This is a genomic window from Sphingorhabdus buctiana (genome assembly GCF_042680825.1).
Classification (GTDB): Bacteria; Pseudomonadota; Alphaproteobacteria; order Sphingomonadales; family Sphingomonadaceae; genus Sphingorhabdus_B; species Sphingorhabdus_B buctiana.
In genome coordinates, this window is the sequence record NZ_JBHUEL010000001.1 from 1 (window position 1) to 24,412 (window position 24,412).

Below are 24,412 nucleotides of genomic sequence, written 5' to 3' on the forward strand. Positions count from 1 at the left end.
CATCTCTTCGGTCTCCTATTGCGAGCTCTAAACGCTCAGGTGACCGGCGCAAAACCGTTACAAGTCCAATCGTGTTTTTGGAAGGCGTGTTCATCAGCGGTTGAGGAGAGTGACAATGAAGTGGAAGCAACTTACCTGGGGCTTGGCCGCAGCGCTTCTGGGAAGCGGCGCATCGCTCGTCCTGGCATCGAACACCAGCGGATATGTGGCATCCGAGACGGACAAGTCCGTGCTTGCCCAGCTAAAGCAGCGACTTCCCAAAACGCAGGTTTCGCGGATCAACTGCCAAATTGTCAGCGGTGTTTGCGAAGTCACCGCTGGTTCGCAAATCTTCTACATCGATCAGGGCGCGCGCTATTTGATGATCGGGCGCATATTCGACCTCGAAACCCGCCAGGATCTGACGGCGGCCCGGCTGGTCGACGTCAATCCCGATCTTCTGATCGGTGGCGCTGCGGGTTCACGCCGTGAAGCGGAGACCAGCCAAGCACAATTGCGGGGCCAGAACAGCGCCATGGGCAGAGGCATGGCCAAGACCTTGTCGCTCGCCAGCCTGTCCGAGGCGGGCGCGATCATTTGGGGCAATCCGGCGGGTAAGACGGTCACCGTCTTTTCGGACTTTTCGTGCGGCTATTGCAAAGCACTGACCGTCACGCTCGAGCAACTCGACGTCCGCGTCATGGAACGGCCGATTTCCATTCTCGGCAGCCGCGCCATTGCCAACCAGGTATTTTGTGCGCGTGACCGCCGCAAAGCCCTGAAGGCTGCCTATTCCGGCCAGAACATCCCAGAGACACGCAATTGCGACACCTCGGCACTTGATGCCAATGAGCGTTTTGCGCGTGACAATGGGATTTCGGGTACGCCGGTACTGGTGCGCTCGGATGGTGCGGTGATCGAGGGCTATCGTCCCAAAGAGTATATCGCGAAGTGGTTGAACGAGGTCAGGTCATGAGCCGGTTGCTCTCTCGCACCGAAACCCGACGCCTTGCAGACGCGATCGCTGCGCGGTCGGGCCTGCGTCTTACGCAGTCGCGCCCGGCCTTGAACGAAGCTCAGGCTGTAGCATTGTGGCGGGCCGTTTGTGCGGAAGCGCCCCTCGTCACGAGCCACGACCCTAGCCGCGTTCAATTCCTCGGCGCGGAACAGATGGCGAGGCTCAATCCGGCGTTGACGTACCAATCGCGCGGGTTGCTGCATTGTGTGCACGCTCGGGTGACGACCGTTGAAGCCCATGCCTATTGGCGCATCGCCAGCGCGGTGTCGCCATCGCCGGTGTCGCGTGACGGAAAACGCTTCGCGCGTGGAGGCGGCGCCGTTGCGGCCTGCCTTGCGGCGTTGCCGCTCGCTGCCTGTGCGACGTTATTCGGCGGAAATGTGAAAGGAAATTTTTCATGCTCGGCGCCTGGCGGCACCTGTGCCCCGTCGACGGTGATTGACGATGCGGCTCTTGCCACCATTCAGAATGCGCGTCCAATGACGCCGTCTTCGGGTCGATGGCCACAGCCGCACATTCGCGGTGAGGGTAAGATCATTACAGCGGCGAACGGCGTTGTGCATCGTGATCGGCGCGTTGTGAAAGTTGTCTTCCCTTCTTATGTCGACCAGCGCGGCTATCTCCATGAAGCCCGAGTGGTCCATGCAGTTGCCGACGCAGGTGGCTGGATGGAGCTCGGCGCTGCTGGCCCTGGACCGCAAGCACCGACACCCATGTCGCGTGAGCAGGCGGCTCAGATTGCGCCCCTCCCTGCGGAGCACGGCGATTCCCAGGCAGGTTCGGCGGGTTGGTCGCTGGCGCGGGTTCAAGGCGGGCCCAGCACACAGGAACCGGATGGAGGGGGCGTGGATGCACGCGCGCCCGATCCCGCAAGCGTCGCTGCGGCGCGTGCGCGCGGTCTTGGGCGGCGGCCGACGACGCCAGCTGAGATCAAGGCTGCCGTCGACGAGCAGCTAAGCGGCAAAGCACAATCGGTCGCTGCCGGGCCCGGGCTGGGTGCTGGGGGTTTGACCCAGAATCCTCAATCGATGCCGACGGTCGGACCGGACTCAATGCTACCGGCCCGCGAAACCGAATTGAGCGGCGACAGCAAACCCAAGACCAAACGCCCAGTAGATGAGCAACCAGCAGTTGTGAACCAACCCACAAGCTTTCCCGGTACGGTGGAGCAGGACTGATGCCACAGGGCGCCGGCCTTTGGGATCGTTTCCTCACCATGTGTTTTGGTGACAGCGCCCAGCCCGAAGGCGAACGCGGTCGCTTGGGTGCGCCTATGCTGGCAAGCTGGGTGCCCTATCGCTCCTACGACACGCGCACACGGATGTTCGTCAACACCGACTCGCTCGGCTTTGTGCTCGAAACGGCTCCCATGATGGGGGCTGACGAGAAAAGCGGCGAAATACTCACCCAATTTCTGTCCGATGCGGTGCCTTCGGGTTGCCACATCCAGTTCATCCATTGGCAAAGCCCGAGTATCGGTGAAAAAATCGCTGACTGGGTGATGCCGCGGATCGTCGCCAAAGGTGTTTACGGACGCGCCGCCCAACATCGCGCGCGCTGGCTTCGGCGCGGCGCTTGGGAATCGCTGTCGCGCGATGCACCCTTTTATTTGAGGAATCACCGGGTCTTCATCAGTCTTGGTGCACCCTTGGACGGGGGTGTGACGCCCGAGACTTTGTCCAGCGTCCGCGACAGTCTGTACGGCACGTTACAGGCCCTCAGCATCCCCCACCGCGACGTCTCGCCTGTGGAGCTTATCGGCTATTTTGACGATTTTCTGTGCGCAGCTGTCGACAATGGCGACAAGCCCGAGACCTATAGCGAGCTCGATCCGATCGCCTATCAATGCGTGCGCCGCGATCTCGAGACACAGGTCACGCCCGACCGGTTGCTCTTTCACGCCGAACGCTTCCGCGCGACCGGCGAAAGGATCGATGGCGTACCGATCATTGGCGAAATCATCCCCGACCAGTTTGACTGGCGCTTCTTTTCGGTTCGCAATTTTCCAAAGCAGTGGGCGCCATGGGACGTCCAGAAGATCATCGGCGACATGATCAATGACAAGCTGCGCTTCGGCTGTAACGTGATGACGGTCCTGGGGCTTACCTATCCCGATGAGGAATCGGCCACTTCCAAGGCCGGTTTCAAGGTGATGCGCACGACCAGCCTTGCAGACACCAAATCCGCACGCTTCCTCCCCCAGCTCGCCGACCAGCGCGACGAGTGGCAGCATGTCCAGCAAGAGATGCGCCAGGGCCGGAAGCTGTGCCAGGCCTATTATGGCGTCGGAGCGCTGTCGCCGCTCGGCCGTGGCGACATCAACGAACGGATGCTCAAGAGCGTCTATAAGGGTGCCGGCTGGGACCTGATCGACGAGCGCTATTTGCAGCTGATGGGGTTGCTCGCGGTGATGCCACTGTCTCTCCCTAACGGGCTGAGTACCGACTTGGCGCGAATGAAGCGGTTCCGCACGATGTTGACGACAACCGCCGCCTCAATTGCTCCCATCCAGGGCGAATATTCGGGTGGCGCCATTCCGCATGTCCTGCTGATCGGGCGGCGCGGTCAGCCCTTCTTCTGGTCGCCTTTCCAGAACGCAGCGGGCAACCACAATGTAGCGGTGTTCGGCAAATCGGGCTCGGGCAAGTCGGTCTTTCTGCAGGACATCTGCGCCGCCATGGCCGGAGCCGGTGCCAAAGTCATTGTCATCGATGACGGCCGTTCGTTTGAGCATATGGCCCGCGCCTTTGGCGGCGCCTTTGTCGAGTTCAGACTCTCTTCAGGCTTTTCTTTAAACCCATTCGACATGATCGACGTCGATGCACTCGATCATGCCGAAGATGGCGAGGATTATGAGATCGAATGCCTGGCAATGCTCAAATCGATCATTGGCCAGATGGCACGGCAGCAGGATCGATTGAGTGACACCGAGCGCGGATTGATCGATGTTGCGGTTAGCCAGGTGTGGAACGCTCGCAAGCGCGAAGGAACGATTGACGATGTTGTTGCGGCACTTCGATCACAGCCGTCACCCTATGCCAATGACCTTGCCGACGCGATGTCACCCTTTGTGCGGGGCGGGACCTATGGCAAATTTTTCGATGGTCCCTGCTCGATCGATTTGAGCGCAGGGCTCACCGTCTTCGAGCTGTCGGACCTTTCCTCCAAGCCTGAGTTGCGGTCGGTCTCGCTGACAGCACTCATGTTCCTGTCGCTGCGCGTGATGCGCCAGATGGACCGGTCTATCCCCAAGGCGATGATGATCGATGAGGCCTGGCAGCTGCTGGGTGGTGGCCAGATGGGGCAGGCGATCGAGACCTATGCAAGAACCTGCCGTAAATATGGCTCTTCGCTGATCACGGCCACCCAATCGCTCAATGATTTCTACAAGTCCGAAGGCTCGCTCGCCGCGCTTGAAAATTCGGATTGGTCGGTGGTTCTCCAGCAAAAGGAGGAAACCATCAATGATCTCGCCAAACACCAGCGGTTCGAGATGGATCATTATACCGAGGCGTTGCTCCGATCGCTCAAGCGCAACGGGGTCGAGTATTCCGACGTGCTGATCAAAGGGCCCGAAACGCTGGCGGTGGGCCGCCTTGTCCTCGATCCCTATTCGGCGACGCTTTACTCGTCGAGCCCGAGGATATTTGCCGACATTGAAGCGCTGGTAAAAAGTGGAGTTCCCCTTGCCGACGCGATCGAACGGGTTGCCTTCCCGCATCATCAGCCAGAGCCAGCGGCTGAGTTCCTGGAGGCGGCAGAATGAGCGCCCAGGCTGCAACAACGCCAGTGCAGGCCGCAGGGCAGGGGACTCGCTTCTCTTTGCTCCACGGCATCCGCGTCGCGGACCTTTGCTATCTGGCGTTGCGGCTATCGGGTTGGGTGGTGGTGACCACCTGCTGTGTCGTCGCGGTCTATGTCGCATTCTTTTGGATGCTCGGAAAGTTCAGCCTGGCCGGTTTGATCCTGCACTTCGATAATTTCGGCGACCGTTTCCTCGCTGCAGACGCAGCGCGGCAGGCGCGGTTTGAAGCGGACCTTGCCGGCCTGAGTGCAGCCCTTTTTGCCCTGATCGGGTTTTTCCGGCGGCATTCATTCCCGCCCCTTTTTGCCGACAAGAAGGAGATAAGTGATGTCAGCAAGTAAACCTAGAACGCCGGTTTCGGGTGACGGTCCCCTGTTTGAGGGCGTGACGACGATAGCTGCTGCAACCACAGCGCATTCCATCAGCTGGGTCCCGGTTGCGGCTGTCTGCGCGCTCGTATGCACGGGACTTTGGGGCGCATGGGTCACTCGCGAACTGGTCAGCAAAGAGCATATCGCCCCCATGGCACGTATTCAGCTGTCAACGATGGTCGGCGAATATGTCCAGGCACAGGCGCGTTCGGCAACGCCGCCCGACCAGGTCACGGCAGAAACCAAGGCGTTCATGGCCGAGGTTGAAGGCAATCTCAAAGCCAGAGGACAAAAGGGCCAGATCATCTTGGTCGGTGAGGCCGTGCTGGCGGGTGACGTCCCCGATATCACGGCCGAAGTGCGAAAGCAGGTCTTTGCCAAGGTGAAGATGCCGCAACCGGCCCAGGCCCAGGCCGCCAGTGTGATGGGCGCGATGCAGCAGGCAATGGCCGATCCGGCCATGCTGCCGCCGGTGGGGATTGGCAATGGACCGCGCAACTAAGCTGCCCGACCACAAGCGCCGCTATCTGAGCATTGCACTGCTTGCTGCCGTGCTGGCAGGCACACAGATGCTTGGGGCTTGGCGCGACGGTCACGCGCTGTTCATCAACAGCAGTGCGTCACTCGCGCATTGGGCTTTCTTTGTTGAAAGCGGGCAGATGCCGAGAAAAGGCGACCTTGCCTTTTTCCGGGCACCCCAAACTGCGCTTGTGTCCAGGCATTTCGGGCGCACAGCGCCACCATTTGGCAAGATCGTCTATGGTGTCGCGGGCGATGTTGTGAGCCGTTCTAGCAATATTGTCGCTGTAAACGGCAAACCCGTGGCGATGTTGAAACCCGCGTCGCGGTTCGGAGAGAGGCTGCTGCCGGGGCCCACCGGCGTGATCCCCGATGGATGCTATTTCATGGCGACGCCGCACCGCGATGGGCTCGACAGCCGCTATGCCGATATTGGCTTTGTGTGCCGCCGCCAGATTATCGGCACCGGAAAGGCGATCCTGTGAAAAACAAGATCGCCATCGCCTCAGTGTTTGCCTTGTGCGGCACTGCCGCGCTCTTATTCGCCGCCCATGTCCAAGCGCATGACTTTGGTCAGATGGGCGAAACCTTCCCGATCATCGAGCAGGATTTGCTCACGACGATAGAGGCCCGGCTGAGGAATCTGGAATCGTCGGGGAAACTCGAAGCCCTCCAGGCGCAAATGCGCGAACAGGCCGTCGCCAGTGTCCGGCGCCCCAAACCCGTCGCCGGGCTCAGCGCAGCGACGCAAAAGCGCGCATGGCTTTTTGATCCGTCCACCGTCGTCACAGAGGACATTCGCGACGATAAGGGCAATGTCATCGCAACACGCGGGCAACGCGTCAACCCGATGGCTTTCGTCAAGCTGACACAGGATCTGGTATTCGTCGACGGTCGCGAAAAGGCGCAGGTCGACTGGGCGGTCGCGCGGTGGAGCACTTTGAAAGCAAAGATCATCTTTGTCGATGGTTCTCCCTTCGACCTGATGAAGCCCTACCAGCGCCGCTTCTATTTCGACCAGGGCGGGCAATTGACCGGTCGGTTCGGTATCCGGCACACGCCTGCGGTCGTCACCGCCGCAGGCGACATGCTCAGTATAAGTGAAACGCCGATCGGAGTATCTCCGACATGAGACGGCATGTGCTCCTCGAATTTATGGCGACGCCCATGGCTGCCCCCGAAACACCTGCATTGCGCAGGCTTCGCTGGGCTTGGGTCACGCTGTGCGCCTGCCTGTGCGTGGGCGTCGGCCTGATCCGCTTCTGGGCAGGGATAATTGGCCTTTGGGCTTCGGTCGCGGTTATCCTGCTTGCGATCGCCACATTGTGGATCGGCTGGGTCTACTTCACCGCCAAAAACCGTGCTGATGCGGCATGGAATGCAAAAGAGCCTGAGGCATGATCGGGCGTCTTTTCAAGCCTGTTTGGGCAGCACTGGCGTGCATATCAGCGTTTGTTGCGGCGCCCGCACAGGCGCAGAATGTGACCTGTCACGGCAAATTTGTGAACCCGATCACCGATATCTGCTGGTCCTGCCTTTTCCCGCTGTCGATCGGCGGCCTTGACATCTGGAAGGGCGACCGACCCGATCCCAAAAACCCCGCCAATCCCATCTGCGCCTGTGGCAGCCCGGTCCCGCGCATCGGTATTTCGGTCGGGTTTTGGGAACCGGTGCGGCTTGTCGATGTCACCAACAAGCCCTGGTGTTTTCCCAATCTTGGCGGGATCAAGCTCGATCCGGGATTCGACATTGGCCATGGCCATGTCCAGGGCCGCTCACAAATCGGCGGCAAGACGCAAAACTCGTCACAGTGGCAATCGCATTATTACATCTATCCATTGCTTTACTGGATGGAAATTTTGGTCGACTTTCTCTGCTTCGAGCAGAGCAGTTTCGATGTCGCCTATGTCACCGAACTCGATCCTTTATGGCAAGACTCGTCGCTCACCTCGATCATCAACCCTGAAGTTGCGCTCTTTGCCAATCCGATTGCGACCGCAGCCTGTGCCGCTGATTGTGTCCAGTCTACGCGCAAACTTCCAATCGACCAGCTCTTCTGGTGTGCCGGATGCAATGGCGGAATGTATCCGCTCAATGGCCATGTCGCGGCCCATGTAACCCAGGTACAGGCTTCGCGGCTGGTTGCTGAACGTATGCTCTACAAGGTGCATCGCCAGGCATTGGCCTGGGGTACCATGGGCTCGAAGGCGCTTTGCAGCAAATATCTGATGCCGGTGATGCGCAAGCAGCAATATCGTTTGCAGATGACCAATCCGGTCTCAACCACAAGCGGCAGATACGCCTGTGCACCGATCGGCGCCACCACCATCATCCCGCAGACAGGCAAAGCCTATCCGGTGAAGGGCGAGGATTTTGGCTATCTGGTCTGGCGCAAACGCAATTGCTGCATGCTGTGAAGGGGGAGGGACCGATGAAGTCAGCAATTGGATCCGCCGCTGCCCTTCTCGGCATCGCACTGGTGTCTGCCGCCGTCGCCCAGAATGTCGAAGGCATCGATGGGACCGCCATCAAGGCAAAGACCGCAGCAGAGATGAAGGAAGCTGAGGATTTTGTCGCGGGCGTCCTCGATCGCGGCAAGGCTTTTGAGGGAGAAGCGCAGGAGATACAGTCAAACGGCATGGCAGCACTCGCCAATATCCGGCCCGAGGATTTGCCCAAAGGCCCAACCGGCGACATTGATTTTGATGCCCTTGTTGCAGGTGCCGCAGCCAATGCCGACGCCCCTGACGGCAGCGGACCACTCTTCATTGTCTTTGCAAGCCTGTCGATGCCTCGTGAAGCGCTCTCGCGTTTGATCGTTGATACAACGCGGGCAGGGGGCGTAGTCGTTTTTCGCGGCTTTCCTGGCAATGACGCCAAAGCCTTTGTGAAAGGAATGCAGTCAGTCCTGAGCGGACCAGAGCAGCAGGCGCAAATTGCGATCGATCCGCGACTGTTTCGTGCCTTCAAAGTATCGGCAGCCCCTACCTTTGTTGCTGTGTCGACCGATTTTGAGCTGTGCTCAGGATTGAACTGCACATCGGCTGTGCCGGCGCATGACCGCATGATTGGCAATGTCACGCTTGAATATGCTCTCGAGTCCTTTGTCGATGGCCGCGGGCCTGGTGCTTCTGTTGCCGGGGTCGCGCTTGCCCGATACCGAAAGCAAAATTGATGAGGGTCGGTGCGCTCGTCTGGACGGCAATCCTGCTTGCCCTGCTTCCTGGCCAGCCCCTCTGGTCGCAAAGTCCGATCTATGTTCCGCCGCCGGTCGACCCGGTGGAGCCCATTGTCATGGAGCCAGATATCGATCCCGGCTTGCCCCTACCTGGCAATCCGCCTCCGCCAGCGACGGCGCTTCCGATGACAAATGCCGAAGCCAAAGCAGAGGCAAAGGCGATCGGTTCACAATTGCGCGAAAGCTACAAAGACATTCCGCTCAAGCCCGGGGCGGCAGGGCAGATTCCCTTTTATCAGGACGGTGTTCCGGCCCAAGCTCGCTATTATGATGATGCCGACGCCTTGTCGGGAGATGGCGTCGTCGCCAGCCTGTCGAATGAGGCTTACCAAACCGCCAACGACCCCAACCGCCCTGTCGTAGCGATCGCTCCTACCGACATTGCGCGCGCTGTTGCGATTGAGGATGCACCACAGGACTATCTCGAGGGAGAAAATTTGGGGTCGGGGACGGGCAGCTGTGTGCCTTTGCCGCCCGGCGGCGGCAGCACAAATTATGCCGAATGGACGTGCAACATCGGCTCGGCGGTAATCGATCAACCGCAGTCTTGCCGGCGCAGCCTGAGTGTCGAGGAGTGGAACGGGACCGCCTATCAATATCTGTGCGCCTATGGTGGCGGATTTGACAATTGTGGCTCGCTCGCAGGCAACTTGCAGTGCCGCCGCACGCAGAGTTTTCCTATTCCGGATTTTGGCATCACCATCGACTACTATGATTGTGCGACGCCGATCAGCGATCCCAATGTCTACCTTTATGGCACGACGATCCTACCCCCGCCACCCGGGGCGTTTGAGGTCAGCGACTCTGTCTATCGTTGCAACAATGAAGGATTGACGGGCGCATTCAACGTCGATCCGGTCTTTGGTTTCATCAACGGCTATGAAACCGGACTCCAGTCCTGCGCGCCAATGGCGGCAAGCCCAACCTGTACCAGATCTTCACCTTCAGCTGCGGGCGTCTCCGAGCGCACGCTCTGCAAAACGGTTGATTTCGTTGGCGACCCCTTCAGCGGCGGGTACCTGATATGCGCCGAATTTGCCGCGCCTGAAGAGATTTACCAATGCTCTTCGGCGATTGCAGGCGCGGTCGCGGAACGCAGAAGTTCGAAGTGGTTCACCGAAAGCTGGACCGAGCCGCCATGCAATATTGATCCCGCGCACTGCACCTACGCAAGCGAGCAGTGCACAGCAGGCGTCAACGAAACGCGGATCATAAACGGCGTCGCAATCACACGCAGCTGCTGGGAATATTCCAAAACCTATCAATGCCAGTCGATCGTTGGTGGCGGCAATGACTGTACAGCGCTTGCATCCAAACCATCCTGCGTGCTCGATCGCGAGATCTGCCTCGACGATCCTGCAGACGGCGCGTGCCAAGTCTCCGAACGGGTCTATCGCTGCCCAATTCCCGGAACAACGCCGGAGCCGGCGCAATATATCTGTGGCGACGATGTCTATTGCATCAACGGCGATTGCGAACCGATTGAACGTGAAGCGTCGACCGAATTCAAGGACGCGGTCGTTGCTTTGAATGCACTGGGCCAGGCCAATGCCGAGTTTGATGAAAATACGCTCACCCTGTTTCGTGGCACCCGCGAGACCTGCCACAAAAAGGTTTTCGGCCTGAGCAATTGCTGCTCAGGCAAAGGTGTTCCGTTGCTCACGCCGTTTCTGTGCAACGCGGCCGAACGCCAACTCGACGAGAAGGACGACAAGGGTCTCTGCCACAAAGTTGGCACCTATTGTTCCGACCGGGTGCTCGGCATCTGCGTAACCCGCAAGGATGCCTATTGCTGCTTCCAGTCCAAGATCAGCCGGATCTTGCAGGAACAGGGGGGGCCGCAAATTGGGAAGCCGTGGGGGGCGCCCAAGACCGAAAGCTGTCAAGGCTTCACCATCTATGAGTTTCAGCAACTCGATCTATCGGTCATGGACTTCAGCGAAGTCTATGCCGAGTTTCAGGATGCAGCGCGGCTCCCGGACGAAGCCGCAGCCCTGTCAGACATCCAGGCCAAGATCGAAGCCTATTACGCCAATCATGGGGGCAGGAATTGAGCGTGGCAGACAGGAACATCATCCCTTTGGGTCGTCACGGTCTGGTCACCGACATGTCGGTGACCGAGTTTCTTGTGGGCATGGCCCTGTGTCGTTGTGGCCCTTCTTCCTCGACCGTTATCGCGCGCGAAGTGTCCGGATGGCTCGATTGCAAACTTCGGGTCGCTGAACTGCGGCCGACATTGACCTCGGTCACGGCGCGTGGCTGGGTTCTCGCCGATGCGGGCGTCTACGCCATTGCCGATCCCGGCAGCGAGGCGGTGAAGGGTGTGTATGCCGCCGTAATCCGGCTGCTCGACCGCGGACAGCGCTTCCTCGATGTCGGGGTGTTCATGTCGATCATGAAGGATTTTGAAAGGAGCCTTGATCATGAAGTTGGGTGAACTGTGCACGACAGCCGTGATTGTTGCCTTGCTGGTCTCGAGCCCGATCGCGGCAAGCGTCGAAGATGGTGTGGAGGTCAGGCACCAGGAAGATGCGCTCTACTGCGCTGAGCGCAAGCTCGGAACCTGGTTCTATTGCGAAAAACCGAAGCCTCAAACCAAGCCGTCGCAGACCCCCCCAATGGTCTCCGCCAAAGCGCGGCTCGCGGCGATCACTGGCCAGCTCGAAGAGATGAAGGCGGCAGCGATTCTCGATCCTTCGCCGGAAAATGTCACCGCCTATGTCCGTTTCCAGCGCGAACAACTTGATCGATCGTCGCTCTTTGCAGACGTCTGGCAGCGCGCGTTGTGGCAAGATCCTGGCCTCGACTATACACTCCAGCGTCCCGTCTCGACGCTCGGCAAAAGGGCGTGGCTCGACCAACGCAAGGTCGATCGCGATATCATCCTGTCGCAATTGTCGCAGCGCTACGGCGTCTTCTATTTCTACTCTTCGTCGTGCGGCGCATGCGACATTTTTTCGCCAATTCTCAAGGCCGTCAGCGACAAATATGGACTGTCGGTCCTCGCCGTGTCGATGGACGGCGGCCCATCTGCGGTCTTTCCCAACTATATGGTCGACTCCGGTCAGTATGAGCGGCTCGGGCTCGGCGATCAACGCCAGGTCCCGGCGCTCGTTTTGTTCGACAGTGTGACCAAGCAACCCATGCCCATCGGCTACGGCATCCTGTCGCAGGACGAAATCATCGATCGCGTGTTCCAATTGACGCAAGTCGAGGCCGGAGGAGATTATTGATGTCTGACACCTGCAAGAGCCGTCGCCGGCTCAGAATTGCAAACTACGCCAAGCACATGGGTGCGAGCTTGGTTGCCTTGTCGGTGGTGTTCGCATCCCCAACGCCGGCATTCGCCAGTGTCGATGGCGAGATGCAATCCTTCATGAGCGATATGGGTGTGCAAGCGAATGCCACCGGACCGATCGCCTATCAGGGACAGGCCGCGGGCTATTACTCACTCGGCAATGTCTGGTCGCGCTTTCCCCAGAAGAATGTGCAACCCTTCAACCTGCAATTACCACGCGCCCGTGCAGGTTGCGGGGGGATCGACCTGTTCGCGGGCAGTTTCTCGTTCATCAACACGGCCGAATTGGTGGCGATGCTCAAAGCAACCGCCAATAACGCGCTCGGTTTTGCCTTCAAGCTCGCGATCGACACCATCTCCCCCGAGATCGGCAAGGTCATGGATGAGCTGGCGCAGAAGGTTCAGCAGATGAACCAGATGAACATTTCGAGCTGCGAGTCTGCCCAAACGCTCGTAAATGGCATCTGGAAAGGCGAGGCTGCGAGCAGCATCGTCTGCGAAATGATCGCCAACAGCCAAGGGGCGGCAAGCGATTGGGCCAAAGCCCGCCAGAATTGCAACAATGGCGGGCAACGCGAGTCCATAAAGTCGGCCAACAATGACCCCGCGATGGAAGACCAGCCATCGATGAAAGCCAATTACACCTGGAAGGCGCTTCAAGGAAAATATGGGGCGTTCGACGACGAGTTCAAAGAGTTTCTGATGACCATGGTCGGTACCGTCATTTATGTGCCAGCCGAAACCGACGGAGCCAGACCGCAAATCCGTTATATCGGCCCCGCAGACGCCTCCCTGATTAGCGCCATGCTCGATGGAACCAGCGCGGTTGGCTACAAGCGCTGGAAATGCGATGGCGGGAACGATCTTTCGGGCCGCTCCACCTGCCTCAATCCGACCCAGGTCGATCTGGTCATTTCAAACGGAGCGGCGATCAAGCCGCGTGTGCGTGCGCTCATCACCAGCATGGCCAACAAGGCACGCAATCCCAATCTCGCACTCACAACGCCGGAACTGCAGCTGCTGGGGATGGCGAGCATTCCCGTCTATAAGATGATCACGGTGAGTGCTGCTGCCGAGTTCGGGCTTTCCAACCAGCAGATCAACGACTTGTCAGAAATTGTCGCGGTTGACTTGGTCGGAACCATGGCGAGCCGGTTCATCGAGATCACTCTGAATGCCAAGTCCGATTTTCAGGGAGCAGACCAGGAATCCTTGAGTGACTGGCGCGAGCAGTTGCAGGCTGCACAGCGCAATCTGCAAGGGATATCGGCGAAGACCGCGGACCGGTTCGACCAGACGTTCCAGCTGATTCAGCGGACCCAGATGCTGGAGAAGACGCTCCGCACGCAGATGACACCGCAAATGACGGCATCTTTGCGCTTTTCGAAATCGCTCAGTTCGCAAATGCAATGAGGCAGCGTCATGCTTGAGGTGTTCACGGTCGGCGGGGGTGACTACCTCGTCAATACGTTCAATGCTGTTTCAGCATGGACCGGCTCGGGCGGGTTCAAGTCTCTGATCCGTGTTGTTATGGTGATGGGGCTGATTTTTGCGCTCACTGTCACCGCATTCAATCTCGACTGGCGGGCCTGGTTCCGATGGTTCCTTCAGGCAACGCTGATTTACAGCTGCCTGATGGTGCCAACCGTGGACATCAAGGTCACCGACCGTATCAATCCAGGTCTTGCCCCAGCAACGGTTGCAAATGTCCCGTTGGGCCTTGGTATGATGGCTTCGTTCACGAGCCAGGTCAGCGACTATTTCACGCGCCAGGCAGAGACAGTGTTCGTGATGCCCAGTTCGCTGCAATATTCGAATGGCGGCATCGTCTATGGCGCGCGGCTTTGGGACAAAGTGCGCAGTTTCGAGATCAAGGATCCGGTGTTTAGGGCCAATCTCGATGCGCATTTCAAGCAATGCGTGTTCTACGACATCCTCTACGGCAATATAAGCATGCGGACGCTCAGCGATTCCACCGACATGTGGGTAGAGATCGGCAACAATCCCGCCGTCAACCGCGCCCAGAAATATATGCGCGAGACGGGCGGTACTTTCGACATCGAGTATGTGACGTGCCGCGACGCCTACTCCGCATTGACGCAAAGCTGGAATACCTATCTGACCGCCAATGTCCCCAAATTTGCGCGAACCTTTTATCCCAAGCTGACCGAGGCGGCCGCGAACGCGCGGTTGGCCAACGATGTCCCTGTGGTGAGCCAGTTGCTGCATGGAACCGCCAAGACTGCTCCAGAGGTCTTGCGACAGAAGTCGCTGGTTGACGCCTTTGCAGCCGCCCAGCTCGATTTCGGCAATGACGAGGCGGATGGCTTTGCGCTTGAGCGTGCCGACACACAGGCCCGCAATTCGATGACCTCGGTAGCGCAGCAAGCGATGGTGTGGGTCCCGGTGCTGAACATTGTCCTCACGCTCGTCTTCTATGCGATGTTCCCGGTCATATTTCCTCTATTTCTCTTCCCGCGCACCGGCATTCCGGCACTTAAGGGCTATCTTGCAGGCTTCTTCTATCTGGCGGCCTGGGGCCCGCTCTATGTTTTGCTCCACATGTTCATCATGGACAGGATCGCAAACGAAATGGCGGCCGCTGCCCCTGGCGGCATTTCGCTCGCAGGATGGGGTGGGATCCAGGCGGTCAATCAGGACACTGCAACGCTTGCTGGATTCCTGATCATGTCGGTCCCGGCGCTCGCGGCCATGCTCGCGCGCGGGGCGATGGCAGCATCCAACAGCGCGGCAGGGTTTCTCCAGTCGGTCCAGAGTGGCGGCGAGGCTGCAGCGCTCGAACGCACAACAGGCAATTATGCTTATGGCGATGTCAGCTTCTCGAACTTCAACGGCAACAACCGGCAGGCCAATCAATGGACCGAGGCGGGCAATTATTTTGCCGGGGCGATGCGCAATTCGTTCAGGGGCAGTGATGGCGTGACCTATTCCGAATATGGCAATGGCCGCACTGTCATCGACTCCTCAGGTGGCATATCTCAGCTTCCGTTCAAACCAATGATGACGGCTGGCTATGCCAGCGACCTGCGGATGCAGGGCCAGAACTATCTCAATGAAGCCGACCGGATCGAGAATGGCACATCGACCACTTGGTCATCCTCCAAGTCGGCGTTCACCTCGGCCGTCTCCACAAATTCGAGCGTGACCGGCGATCGGAGCGAAAGTGGCAAGCAATCGAGCTTCACCAAGGATCGCAGGGAGCATCGTGGGACCGAAGGATCGGTCGGCGTTTCGGAGCGGACATCGACCAATAATGGGCTGCGGATTTCCCAAGGGAACAACCTGAGCAGCACTTTCTCTGCAACCGACACAACGGGCTTAAGCGGTAGCGCATCAGCGAGTGCAAAGATTGGTACGCCACTTGGAGGAATTGTTGGCTCGGAGGCGAATGTCGGCATCTCCGGTTCTGTGTTCGCCCGGCGTGAAAACACTGATGTGTCGTCGCGAACCAACAGCCGAGGTCTTGAAACATTCACCACCCGCGCAACCGACAATTCGGAAGACAATAGCGGTCGTTTCTCACTTGGCACCACGGATTCATCGACCTCATCTTCCGGCAGTTTCACACGGAATTCCAGCTACAGCGATAAGAGTCGCAGCGAGAGTTCGGCCACCGGCACCGAGAGCCGCACAAGTGAAGCGGATGAACGACGCGTCGCGGCTTCCCGTTACCGCGAAATCGGGAACCGGTTGGTCGCGGAAGCAAGCTACGCCCAAAGCAACGGATTCCAGATGTCCTCGGACCTCTCCAATCTGGTACAGGACCGCTATGAGGAGTTGCGGCGCCAGCAGCCCGAACTGCACCTTCCCGACCTCGCCAATCCAAATCTCAGCCTGACCGAGATGCAGCGGCGTGATCAGGGCGTTACTGCCGTCATGGCTGACCTCTTGTCTGATTTGCGATCGCGAAAGCTTTCAGAACTAGGCGATGTCGCAGGTATTGGTATTATCGGTACGTTGGGCTCTAACGCTGACCTCGGTATGCCGTCCGCGTCAAGCATTAGGTCAATTGCAGTGGACGAGCCCGGATCGGCTGCGTCACTGCCAGATGCTCCCGAGAGTAATGTCGATGGCCGGCCCTATGCGCGCGAACTTGGCATTGGACTTAAGCGAGGAACCAATATCAAGAGCATTGATGGCGATATGATCCCGGCAATGGCGGCGGTTGCGTCCGAAGCGCAGCGGCTAGGTCTTCCCAAGCCAGTTATCACGTCGGGCAACGATAGTACGCATACAAATGGCTCAGCTCATTACGACGATCGCGGGCTCGATTTTCGAGGCAAGACCATAACTGTTGAGCAGGGAAGGCAATGGGCTGACGGTGTTTCAGATACTCTCGGGAAGGGCTATGGCGTGCAGTTCGAGGTTTTCCCGAACGAGCCCGATCGCAATCACCTCCATGTCAGTAGGCGCAAAAACTAAATCGTGAGAAAGAGATAGGCTAGCAAGACAAACAATACTGCCACGACCGCTGTGCCCAAATAGGGGATGTGAGGTTGGTTAGTGTGCCCCCCAGCTAAATCCGTCTGAACGTAGGCAGGATCGGTGATATCGCGGGTAAGTGGATCTGCAGACTCAAGAGGCAGGATGCCGTCTTTACCGATTCCGATATACATTGATGGATCGTGTTTCATTGACCATGCTCGCTTGCTTCTGAATGCTATTCCTCCTCACTTTCCGAGTCAATTCTCTACTATCTTTCATCACCGCAAGGTGTTCCGAACCTGCGCGACATTGACACTCCGACTCCGACGCCGACTGCCGATTAAACCATGTGCATTACGGGAAATCTCGAGTGGGATCTAAAGCGGGAGTTTACCTGGTTACCAGAATGCATAGCTGAACTTAGCAAATATCAAATATCATAAACTAGACATTGGTTTGGGAATGTGCCAAAACACTAAGCATGGCTACGCGTTCCGATAGCAAATTAAACCGACTCCAGCAGGAACTTCCCGAGGGCCTTCTGGTCGATGCTGGCTGGCTGGAAGCCCACGGCTATTCATCGGCACTCCGTAGCCAGTATGTTCGTGCCGGATGGCTCGATAACCCGGCGCGGCGCGTTTATCGCCGTTCGCGAACGCCGCTGACATGGCAACAGGCCGTCATATCTCTCCAGACCTTGCTGAATTTACCGCTCGCCGTTGGCGGGCGCACCGCGCTCGAACAACTGGGTTATGCGCATTACCTCTCGGCGGAGCTGCAGGAGGTCCATCTTTACGGGCCGAAGCGAGCGCCGACATGGTTGGTCGATCTGCCGCTCGACGTGAAATTCCAGTGGCATAACAGCATACGGCTGTTTCCGAGCGATGCCGATGCACCGCCAGAGCCAAGTCCCGTCATGTTAAGCGCCGCAGGGATGCACTTGCCGATCCGATATTCGAGCAAGGAACGGGCCGTGCTGGAATTGCTCGACGAGTTGCCCGAGCGCGAAAGTTTCCACCAGGTCGATGCCCTGATGGAAGGGCTGAGCGACCTCAGCCCGCGCCGCCTGCAAACCCTGTTGGGAGCGTGCGCCAGCGTGAAAGTGAAGCGGCTATTCCTGTTCTTTGCCGACCGCCACCGCCATGCTTGGCGATCCCGGCTCGACGTGTCCCGCGTTGATCTCGGATCGGGCAAGCGCGTCCTCGTTAAAGGCGGCAGGCTCGACCCCACTTACCATATAACCTTGCCTTCCGATCTGGGAGGCAAGTGAATTTATGGCCTTTCTCGATACCTACCGGCAGCAGGTCGCACTTCTCATTCGCACCATTCCTTTCGTGGCGAAGGAAACGGCATTCGCGCTCAAGGGCGGCACAGCCATCAACCTGTTCGTGCGTAACATGCCGCGCCTGTCGGTGGACATCGACCTGTCATATCTGCCCGTCGAGGACCACGCCACATCACTTGCCGCAATCGACGCAGCAATGCTGCGGATCGCCGAACGGATCGAAGCTGGAATCCCCGGCGCGAAGGTCAACCCGTCCCGCTCAGCGGATGAGAAAATCGTCACGAAGCTAATCGTTCGCGCCGGAGGCGTTCAGATCAAAATCGAAATTACGCCTGTGCTGCGCGGCACGGTTTACGATCCAGTGGTGACACCCGTGATGCCGTCGGTGGAGGACGAGTTCGGGTTTGCCGAAATGGAGGTCGTGTCCTTCGCTGACCTCTATGCAGGCAAAATCGTGGCCGCGCTCGACCGCCAGCATCCGCGCGATCTGTTCGACGTGCGCGACCTGTTGGCACATGAAGGCATAAGCGACGAACTGCGGCGCGCTTTCCTAGTCTATCTCATCAGCCACAACCGGCCCATGGCCGAGGTCCTGGCACCGACCCGCAAGCCACTGGCAGAGGAATTCGCGCGCGGTTTCGTTGGCATGACGCAAGATCCCGTTGCCCTTGCAGATCTTGAAGCCGCGCGTGAGGCGATAATTGCGGCAATGATCGCCGACTTGCCCGACGCACATCGGCATTTCCTAGTCGGCTTCAAACGAGGGGAGCCGGACTGGGACCTTCTCGGCATACCGGGCGCCCCGCACTTGCCTGCCGTGCGCTGGAAGCAGCACAATTTGAGCAATCTCCCCGCTGACAAACGCCGAAAACTGGTCGAGGCATTGCAGCGGGTACTGTTTGGCTAATAATCCTTGCGGTTCCTGCTAAAATTCCCTCGCAATCCGGTCAGACGATATCTGAACGCGAAAAGAACGCGCAGATTAGGCCGAGCCTGAGCCTTATTCTCGCTGCCCAAATGCATCACCATAGAGTTGCTCGACCTGAACCACCTCTTCATCGGTCAGTGCTTCAAACTCTCGCGTTCTTGCCCGCTGCGAGAGGCGGCCGTCATTTTGTTGCAGAAACTTTTGCAAAATTTCGATGCGGTCAGCAGGCATATCGACGATTTCCTGCACACCTTGGCTGAAGCGATCAAAGGCTTCAAGGAAAGCCACTTCTGCTGGAAGATCTTCGACGATGGTCTGTTCGACGCAGCTATAGAGAAATTCTGTATGCGCGGTGGCATCGAAAAACCGATAAAACCCCGCAGTGTCATTCAGCACCTCAACATTGCCCTTGGCGGTTCGTTTCCATTCGATTTCCGGGAGAAGTGGCCTGGAATAGCTCTCGAGCACAGCGCGATAATCATCGAGGCGCCGCAATATTGCGGCGCTCACGGGGAAGACGAGCCCCGGGGGGTTATAGTCTGCAGCTGCGAGAGCGTGGTGCACAAGCCATCGGTGCAACCTGCCATTTCCGTCGACATAAGGATGAATATAAACAAATCCGAAAGCGAGCACGGCGGCAGTCGCCACAGCATCGAGGCCCCCGGCGCGGGCTCTTGCAGCATAAGCGACCAAGCCCTCAACAAGGTCGGTTAGGTCTTCGGCGCGCGCGCTTATATGGTCGGGGAGGGGATCACCGCTTTCGCGATCATGGACTCCTACAAAACCGCCTTCATCGCGTAGCCCCAATCGAACGAAGCGCGCGTCGCCAATGACGATGCGCTGCAGGCGATCAAATTCGGCGATGCTGAGCGCGCTGTTTCCGGCCTCGGAGATCGCTTGCCCCCAGCGAACCGCACGGTTTCCCGAAGGCCGCTCGCCTTCGATGGCAAAGGAAGATTTCGAGTCGTTGAGAAGTAGGAACGCCGCAGCGCGTGCGATCAAGTCGGGGCGCACCCGGCCAATTTGCGCGCGTGCTTGCGCATCGAGCTGTTTGTCTTCCGCTTCGACCAACAAATGCGAACGGCGCACCATCGGACAGAAGCTCGGCGTACCGGGCAAGTTGTTGTTGACCCTGTGGCGAGGTGATGGTTCGCCTCGATCAAGGCAGAATTGTTGCTCTTGATCGACGACAGCAGTGTACTTGATTTTGCCCGCATCGGGAATGTCCAGCTGCCTGCCGGTCAACCATTCATAGAGAAACCAGATCCTGCGCGCGAATATGCCCGTGGGTGTCGCTTTGATGACAGCGGTTATGGTCGCGATTTCAACATTTTGGAAGAGCTTGGCGAGAACGGCGAGATCAATCCCTTCCCATTTGATGGCGAAGGTCAGCTGGGCTGCAAGATTTGGGTCAGGCCGGTGGCGCGGCGTAAGCAGAAGCCAGTCCGCAGTCGCAACCGGATGGTGTCGCTCCGCGATGGCCGCCAGTCGCGGCGGGAGCGGAAGGGCGAGATCAAAGGCGGCGATCAACGCAGCATAGCCGACTGGCGTCGCAGGCTCAGGGAGCGCCCGTGTGCGAAAACTGTTCACCGCCTGTGATGGCCATTCACCCATATACTTCTCCGCGAAAATCAATCACCTCGGCTGCCGTCTCTCGCGAATCTCCTTCACCTTCTGCGAAACGCTATCACATGTAACAAATTTTGTGAATATTTATCACCACTCCATTGTCATGGCGCAGCTGTCAGGGCGGTCCGAGGTATTGGCGGTCTAAATCGCAAATCGCCCTCGGGGGACAGGCTGCTGACGCAGGAAGCATTCCCCATTGGCCGGAGTCCGGGCGATGTTTCTGGCTTGCGCCCGCCACAGAAGTGTATTGGGATCGGGATTATTCCTTACAATTGCGTGTTGGGACATTTTGGTTTCCTGCATCAACAGCTTATCATATGAGACATGCTCCCAGTTCTTCGCATGACATATCATTTTTAATTGAACTTTTACACATGATATGTCATGTATATAAGCATGCCCCGTTCATCTCGAGCCGCCAGCGGACTGCCGCCCCAAAGCCATCGTGCCATCGTTCAGCTTGGCAAGGATATCGCTTTGGCCCGTCGCCGGCGCAAATTGCCCCAACGGCTTATGGCGGAACGCATGCTTGTCTCGGTTCAAACGGTGCAGCGGCTGGAAGCGGGCGATCCAACCGTGGGGCTGGCCGTCCTTGCGAGTGCGCTGCACGTCTTCGGCATGACGCAGCGCCTTGCAGCACTGGTCGCACCTGACACGGACCTTGCAGGAATCAGCGAAGATCTGGCGCGCCTGCCCAAGACAACCCACGCCGCTAGTGACGACGGGCTCGACTTCTAGATCATGGCAAGTGTGCGCTCCTATGTTTTTGTCCATCTGCGCCATGGGGCGGTCCCTGCTGGATTGCTCACCATGACTGATGAGCCGCGGAACAAATTTGCGACCTTTGCTTATGGTCGCCGCTATCTTGAGCGGTCGGACCGGATTGCCGTCGATCCATTATCCCTGCCACTCCACGATTCCAGCGAAAGCCAGACCTTTCGGACGCAGGAAGGCTTTGCAGTTTTTGGGGGCATTCGCGACGCCGCGCCTGACGGGTGGGGCCAATATCTCATGTACAAGGCCCTGGGCGACCGAACACCAAGCGACATTGATCTCATTCTGGCATCGGGTGACCACCGCGTCGGCGCATTGGCCTTCGGACCCACTTTGGAACGGCCCGAGCGCCTAACGCCCTGGGGCGATGCCGATGCACCTGGGGAATATTTCACACTCGAAGAATTGGCAGAGGCCGCAGAACGCGCGCAGCATGTCGAATTGCTTGATGAGAATCTGCGACGATTGCTCACCGGATCGTCCCTTGGCGGAGCCCGTCCCAAGGCTGTGACCGAGATCGGCAAGCAACCCTGGATTGCCAAATTTCAGGCGCGCAATGACAGCTTTCCGGAATGCCGGGTCGAGCTCGCGACGATGCGTCTTGCCGCAGAATGCGGGCTTGATGTCCCCGCACTGGATTTCAAGCGCGTGCTCGACCGCGATATTTATTTGATCAAGCGCTTTGACCGGATTGCGCATGGCAACTGGATGGAACGGCGCCATTTTGTCTCGGGACTGACCATGCTCGGGGCGCATGAAAGCGAAGTCAGTCGTTATGGCTATGCAGATTTGGCAGCGGCGATCCGCCGCCATGGAACGCAAGTGCGTAAGGATCTGCACGAGCTGTTTCGCCGCATGGTCTTCAACATCCTGGTGACAAATGACGACGATCATCTGCGCAATCACGGCTTCTTGTGGGATGGGCAGGGGTGGCGGTTGTCGCCGCTTTACGACGTCGTGCCAAAGCCTCAGGTCGGTTTGGAACGTCGGCTGGTCCTTGCAGTCGGCCCGGCGGGGCGCGCGGCCACGATTGATAACGCGCTCGCTGGCGCTGCGGTTTTTGACCTTGGAGCGGTCGAAGCGAGGTTGATCGTCGACGAGATGCGCAGCCTTGTCGCTTCCCGGTGGGAAGCGCAATTTGAAAGCGCTGGTTTGAGAGAGGCAGATCGGCGTCGATTTGCGACCTGCTTCAGGCTAGCTTGCAACGATGGCTGAGAGCTCAACCACCAAATCGATTTACCTCGAGGTGCGCTTTGCAATCCTGCAAGGAGCTTATCGTCCAGGCCAGATTCTGGACCGCAACGAACTTTGCCAGGTCTATGGTTGCAAGTCAGCGATCGTCGTTGATGCGCTCAATGTTCTGGTCCACGAAGGCTATCTCGACATTCCCAAGCGAGGCGTCTTTGGCGTTCGCACGTGGAGCACGGTTGAAGTCAATGACCTGTTCGACATTCGAGCAACGATGATGGCGATGGCTGCGGCGCGTGCTGCAGAGCGGCGAACTGACCTCGAAGTCGGCATTCTGGGCCGCGCCTTGGAGTTCGCAGCACCCTTTGATTATTCGGATGCAGATGCCACCGAAAGGTTCATAACCAGCTGCGCCGGACTCCAGAATATGGTCGTGCAAATGGCGCGTGTTTCAACGATTTCGGAGATTGCTCGGAGCATGGGGCCCAATGCCTTGTTTCGAAAAAGCGTCTGGTCGCAAAACCCCCGACAGTTGAACAATATGTGGAAGCGGATGGAGCAAACCTGTCAGGCGATTGCCCACCGGGACGCCAATGATGCCCATGTTAGGATGACCGAATTTGTCGAGGCAACGCGCGCGCCGCTTCTTGTGTCGTTGAAGACGCTTCCCAGCGCCGCCTGGCCTGAGTTCCCCGCCATTTCACGCATAAACTGCTCGATCACCGTCAATGATTGTCGCTACGGCCCTGGCGACCGCGAAGTCGGTCTCGATGGCCGGACCATTCCATTTGGCGCACACCAGTCTCGGCAATAACCACATTAAGCCTCGAGATTCAGTGCTTTGAACGCCGCCCAGGACAAGGGCTCGCGCATGCCGCGATCGAAACGAGGGAGGTGCGCATCCGTCGTCCGGAACAGCGGTGCAAATGAAGTCATACCAAGGCGATAGTCGACTTCATCTTCGCGGGCGAGTGTGTTGAAACCCTCGTTCGCAGCGGATACCATGGGGGTAAAGGCTGCGAATTGATGGTCGAGCAACGCCCGACCTTTGGCGGTATCGCGTGCAGCCAGAGTGTCGATTAGCTTGGTCATGTCACCAAGCATCGAGCGCAGCCCCTCGCCGTCAAGCGCCGTTATAACCCGCCGCCGCAGCGCCGGGGGCATTCCCGTCAGCATCATCTTGCGGAAATTACGGACTTCAATCGTCGATATGATGGTATGGAAAAATATCCACCATCGGATCTGGAACGCCTCGACCTGTCCCGCCGTGATTGGATCACGAAACCCAAAATCGAGGGCTTCGCGCAGATGCGACAAACCTTCTTCGTCTATGCGCGACATGCATTTATCGATCGCAAGTCCGATCAGGTCATGACAAGCTTCGATGAGATCGACAAGTTGCTGGCTCGTCCAATGCACGACGCGCGCGGCTTCTGCGGACTGCATGGTCAGATAGCCATGATCGGAAAGCGCTTGAAAGACAGCGCGCGAAAGCGATTCTGGGACACCTGCCGCTGCTGCCAATTTGGCTGCGTCGATCAGCTGTCGCGGGGCAAAATGCGCCGTCAGGATCTGGTGGCGTACGTCAAGGAAGAGGGAGTCTCCTGTCGGGCCTAGGCTTTGCTCGCTCTCGAACGAGAGCATCTTGTGCTGCGATCCGACCACGCGGGGCTCTCCCATGAAAATCTGCCGACTTTGCCATGACCACCCGAACCGACTGTGAAGATGTCGTGAATGCATGGCAATAGCTCGCCGCAAGATTTTCGCCATGAGTGGCTGTTCTTTAACAAAAAAAACAAAACCCAACCGTGTCGAAGCCGAAAAGATGATCAGCCGTGACACTTTACCTTCGGGTAAAGTGTCACGGCTGACAAAATGCACGAGATCCAAGAAAGGGGATTCACAGGATTCACCTTTTGTGCTCAATACTGGTC

General features: G+C 58.2%; 22 protein-coding genes. 20 read left to right on the top strand and 2 right to left on the bottom strand.

What is annotated here, in order from left to right; all coding sequences use genetic code 11:
- Positions 1-115 precede the first annotated feature (115 nt).
- The 17 genes from ACFSAG_RS00005 (at position 116) to ACFSAG_RS00085 (ending at position 18,866) form a co-directional block, all read left to right on the top strand.
- Positions 116-955, top strand: a complete 840-nt coding sequence (locus ACFSAG_RS00005; RefSeq protein ID WP_381510338.1) for a DsbC family protein — start codon at positions 116-118, stop codon at positions 953-955.
- Positions 952-2,175, top strand: coding sequence for a hypothetical protein (locus ACFSAG_RS00010; protein ID WP_381510340.1), 1,224 nt, complete (start codon positions 952-954; stop codon positions 2,173-2,175). The genes ACFSAG_RS00005 and ACFSAG_RS00010 overlap by 4 nt, the downstream gene beginning before the upstream one ends.
- Positions 2,175-4,763 (top strand): type IV secretion system protein TraC, encoded by a 2,589-nt coding sequence (gene traC / locus ACFSAG_RS00015; protein ID WP_381510342.1) that lies wholly within the window; start codon positions 2,175-2,177, stop codon positions 4,761-4,763. Before ACFSAG_RS00010 ends, traC begins: the two co-directional genes overlap by 1 nt.
- Positions 4,760-5,143, top strand: coding sequence for a hypothetical protein (locus ACFSAG_RS00020; protein ID WP_381510344.1), 384 nt, complete (start codon positions 4,760-4,762; stop codon positions 5,141-5,143). The genes traC and ACFSAG_RS00020 overlap by 4 nt, the downstream gene beginning before the upstream one ends.
- A complete protein-coding gene (locus ACFSAG_RS00025; protein WP_381510346.1) occupies positions 5,130-5,675 on the top strand; it encodes a TrbI F-type domain-containing protein in 546 nt (181 codons plus the stop codon). The genes ACFSAG_RS00020 and ACFSAG_RS00025 overlap by 14 nt, the downstream gene beginning before the upstream one ends.
- The gene (locus ACFSAG_RS00030; protein WP_381510348.1) at positions 5,659-6,177 is read left to right on the top strand and encodes a S26 family signal peptidase; all 519 of its coding nucleotides are present in this window, start codon (positions 5,659-5,661) and stop codon (positions 6,175-6,177) included. Before ACFSAG_RS00025 ends, ACFSAG_RS00030 begins: the two co-directional genes overlap by 17 nt.
- Positions 6,174-6,824 carry a type-F conjugative transfer system protein TraW gene (gene traW, locus ACFSAG_RS00035; RefSeq protein WP_381510350.1) on the top strand — a complete coding sequence of 217 codons (651 nt, stop codon included), beginning with the start codon at positions 6,174-6,176 and terminating at the stop codon, positions 6,822-6,824. Before ACFSAG_RS00030 ends, traW begins: the two co-directional genes overlap by 4 nt.
- Before the next feature lie 35 nt (positions 6,825-6,859).
- A complete protein-coding gene (locus ACFSAG_RS00040) occupies positions 6,860-7,093 on the top strand; it encodes a hypothetical protein (protein WP_381510352.1) in 234 nt (77 codons plus the stop codon).
- On the top strand, positions 7,090-8,109 hold the full coding sequence (gene traU / locus ACFSAG_RS00045; RefSeq protein WP_381510354.1) for a conjugal transfer pilus assembly protein TraU: 1,020 nt from the start codon (positions 7,090-7,092) through the stop codon (positions 8,107-8,109). The genes ACFSAG_RS00040 and traU overlap by 4 nt, the downstream gene beginning before the upstream one ends.
- Positions 8,110-8,123: 14 nt before the next feature.
- Positions 8,124-8,867 carry a type-F conjugative transfer system pilin assembly protein TrbC gene (gene trbC / locus ACFSAG_RS00050; protein WP_381510357.1) on the top strand — a complete coding sequence of 248 codons (744 nt, stop codon included), beginning with the start codon at positions 8,124-8,126 and terminating at the stop codon, positions 8,865-8,867.
- A complete protein-coding gene (locus ACFSAG_RS00055; protein ID WP_381510494.1) occupies positions 8,867-10,984 on the top strand; it encodes a conjugal transfer protein TraN in 2,118 nt (705 codons plus the stop codon). The genes trbC and ACFSAG_RS00055 overlap by 1 nt, the downstream gene beginning before the upstream one ends.
- Positions 10,985-10,986: 2 nt before the next feature.
- Positions 10,987-11,367 carry a hypothetical protein gene (locus ACFSAG_RS00060; RefSeq protein WP_381510359.1) on the top strand — a complete coding sequence of 127 codons (381 nt, stop codon included), beginning with the start codon at positions 10,987-10,989 and terminating at the stop codon, positions 11,365-11,367.
- On the top strand, positions 11,354-12,163 hold the full coding sequence (traF, locus tag ACFSAG_RS00065; RefSeq protein ID WP_381510361.1) for a conjugal transfer protein TraF: 810 nt from the start codon (positions 11,354-11,356) through the stop codon (positions 12,161-12,163). Before ACFSAG_RS00060 ends, traF begins: the two co-directional genes overlap by 14 nt.
- A gap of 56 nt (positions 12,164-12,219) precedes the next feature.
- Positions 12,220-13,641, top strand: a complete 1,422-nt coding sequence (locus tag ACFSAG_RS00070) for a conjugal transfer protein TraH (protein ID WP_381510496.1) — start codon at positions 12,220-12,222, stop codon at positions 13,639-13,641.
- 9 nt (positions 13,642-13,650) lie between these two features.
- On the top strand, positions 13,651-16,671 hold the full coding sequence (locus tag ACFSAG_RS00075; RefSeq protein WP_381510363.1) for a conjugal transfer protein TraG N-terminal domain-containing protein: 3,021 nt from the start codon (positions 13,651-13,653) through the stop codon (positions 16,669-16,671).
- A gap of 484 nt (positions 16,672-17,155) precedes the next feature.
- Positions 17,156-17,944, top strand: a complete 789-nt coding sequence (locus tag ACFSAG_RS00080; protein WP_381510365.1) for a type IV toxin-antitoxin system AbiEi family antitoxin domain-containing protein — start codon at positions 17,156-17,158, stop codon at positions 17,942-17,944.
- 4 nt (positions 17,945-17,948) lie between these two features.
- A complete protein-coding gene (locus ACFSAG_RS00085) occupies positions 17,949-18,866 on the top strand; it encodes a nucleotidyl transferase AbiEii/AbiGii toxin family protein (RefSeq protein ID WP_381510367.1) in 918 nt (305 codons plus the stop codon).
- A 93-nt stretch (positions 18,867-18,959) separates the two neighbouring features.
- Here the strand turns inward: ACFSAG_RS00085 and ACFSAG_RS00090 are convergent, their stop codons facing one another.
- Positions 18,960-20,501: a Fic family protein gene (locus ACFSAG_RS00090; protein WP_381510369.1), complete on the bottom strand. Its 1,542-nt coding sequence runs from the start codon at positions 20,499-20,501 to the stop codon at positions 18,960-18,962.
- Positions 20,502-20,912: 411 nt separating this feature from the next.
- On the opposite strand from ACFSAG_RS00090, the gene ACFSAG_RS00095 reads away from it, so the two are divergent.
- From ACFSAG_RS00095 to ACFSAG_RS00105, 3 genes are read left to right on the top strand one after another with little or no spacing between them, the layout of a single operon-like run.
- Positions 20,913-21,254: a helix-turn-helix domain-containing protein gene (locus ACFSAG_RS00095; protein WP_381510371.1), complete on the top strand. Its 342-nt coding sequence runs from the start codon at positions 20,913-20,915 to the stop codon at positions 21,252-21,254.
- A 3-nt stretch (positions 21,255-21,257) separates the two neighbouring features.
- Positions 21,258-22,505, top strand: a complete 1,248-nt coding sequence (locus tag ACFSAG_RS00100) for a type II toxin-antitoxin system HipA family toxin (protein ID WP_381510373.1) — start codon at positions 21,258-21,260, stop codon at positions 22,503-22,505.
- Entirely contained in the window at positions 22,498-23,292 is a 795-nt protein-coding gene (locus ACFSAG_RS00105) for a GntR family transcriptional regulator (RefSeq protein WP_381510375.1), read from the top strand. Before ACFSAG_RS00100 ends, ACFSAG_RS00105 begins: the two co-directional genes overlap by 8 nt.
- 5 nt (positions 23,293-23,297) lie before the next feature.
- Here ACFSAG_RS00105 and ACFSAG_RS00110 read toward each other — a convergent pair whose 3' ends face one another.
- Entirely contained in the window at positions 23,298-24,404 is a 1,107-nt protein-coding gene (locus ACFSAG_RS00110; protein ID WP_381510377.1) for a GntR family transcriptional regulator, read from the bottom strand.
- Between the last annotated feature and the right edge of the window lie 8 nt (positions 24,405-24,412).

Coding starts and splice junctions, on each gene's coding strand:
- traC (WP_381510342.1), top strand. CDS start 2,175: ATGCCACAGGGCGCCGGCCTTTGGGATCGTTTCCTCACCATGTGTTTT.
- traU (WP_381510354.1), top strand. CDS start 7,090: ATGATCGGGCGTCTTTTCAAGCCTGTTTGGGCAGCACTGGCGTGCATA.
- ACFSAG_RS00100 (WP_381510373.1), top strand. CDS start 21,258: ATGGCAAGTGTGCGCTCCTATGTTTTTGTCCATCTGCGCCATGGGGCG.
- ACFSAG_RS00085 (WP_381510367.1), top strand. CDS start 17,949: ATGGCCTTTCTCGATACCTACCGGCAGCAGGTCGCACTTCTCATTCGC.
- ACFSAG_RS00020 (WP_381510344.1), top strand. CDS start 4,760: ATGAGCGCCCAGGCTGCAACAACGCCAGTGCAGGCCGCAGGGCAGGGG.
- ACFSAG_RS00075 (WP_381510363.1), top strand. CDS start 13,651: ATGCTTGAGGTGTTCACGGTCGGCGGGGGTGACTACCTCGTCAATACG.
- ACFSAG_RS00030 (WP_381510348.1), top strand. CDS start 5,659: ATGGACCGCGCAACTAAGCTGCCCGACCACAAGCGCCGCTATCTGAGC.
- traF (WP_381510361.1), top strand. CDS start 11,354: ATGAAGTTGGGTGAACTGTGCACGACAGCCGTGATTGTTGCCTTGCTG.
- ACFSAG_RS00105 (WP_381510375.1), top strand. CDS start 22,498: ATGGCTGAGAGCTCAACCACCAAATCGATTTACCTCGAGGTGCGCTTT.
- ACFSAG_RS00080 (WP_381510365.1), top strand. CDS start 17,156: ATGGCTACGCGTTCCGATAGCAAATTAAACCGACTCCAGCAGGAACTT.
- ACFSAG_RS00025 (WP_381510346.1), top strand. CDS start 5,130: ATGTCAGCAAGTAAACCTAGAACGCCGGTTTCGGGTGACGGTCCCCTG.
- ACFSAG_RS00055 (WP_381510494.1), top strand. CDS start 8,867: ATGAGGGTCGGTGCGCTCGTCTGGACGGCAATCCTGCTTGCCCTGCTT.
- ACFSAG_RS00005 (WP_381510338.1), top strand. CDS start 116: ATGAAGTGGAAGCAACTTACCTGGGGCTTGGCCGCAGCGCTTCTGGGA.
- trbC (WP_381510357.1), top strand. CDS start 8,124: ATGAAGTCAGCAATTGGATCCGCCGCTGCCCTTCTCGGCATCGCACTG.
- ACFSAG_RS00095 (WP_381510371.1), top strand. CDS start 20,913: ATGCCCCGTTCATCTCGAGCCGCCAGCGGACTGCCGCCCCAAAGCCAT.
- ACFSAG_RS00090 (WP_381510369.1), bottom strand. CDS start 20,501: ATGGGTGAATGGCCATCACAGGCGGTGAACAGTTTTCGCACACGGGCG.
- ACFSAG_RS00040 (WP_381510352.1), top strand. CDS start 6,860: ATGGCTGCCCCCGAAACACCTGCATTGCGCAGGCTTCGCTGGGCTTGG.
- ACFSAG_RS00010 (WP_381510340.1), top strand. CDS start 952: ATGAGCCGGTTGCTCTCTCGCACCGAAACCCGACGCCTTGCAGACGCG.
- ACFSAG_RS00070 (WP_381510496.1), top strand. CDS start 12,220: ATGGGTGCGAGCTTGGTTGCCTTGTCGGTGGTGTTCGCATCCCCAACG.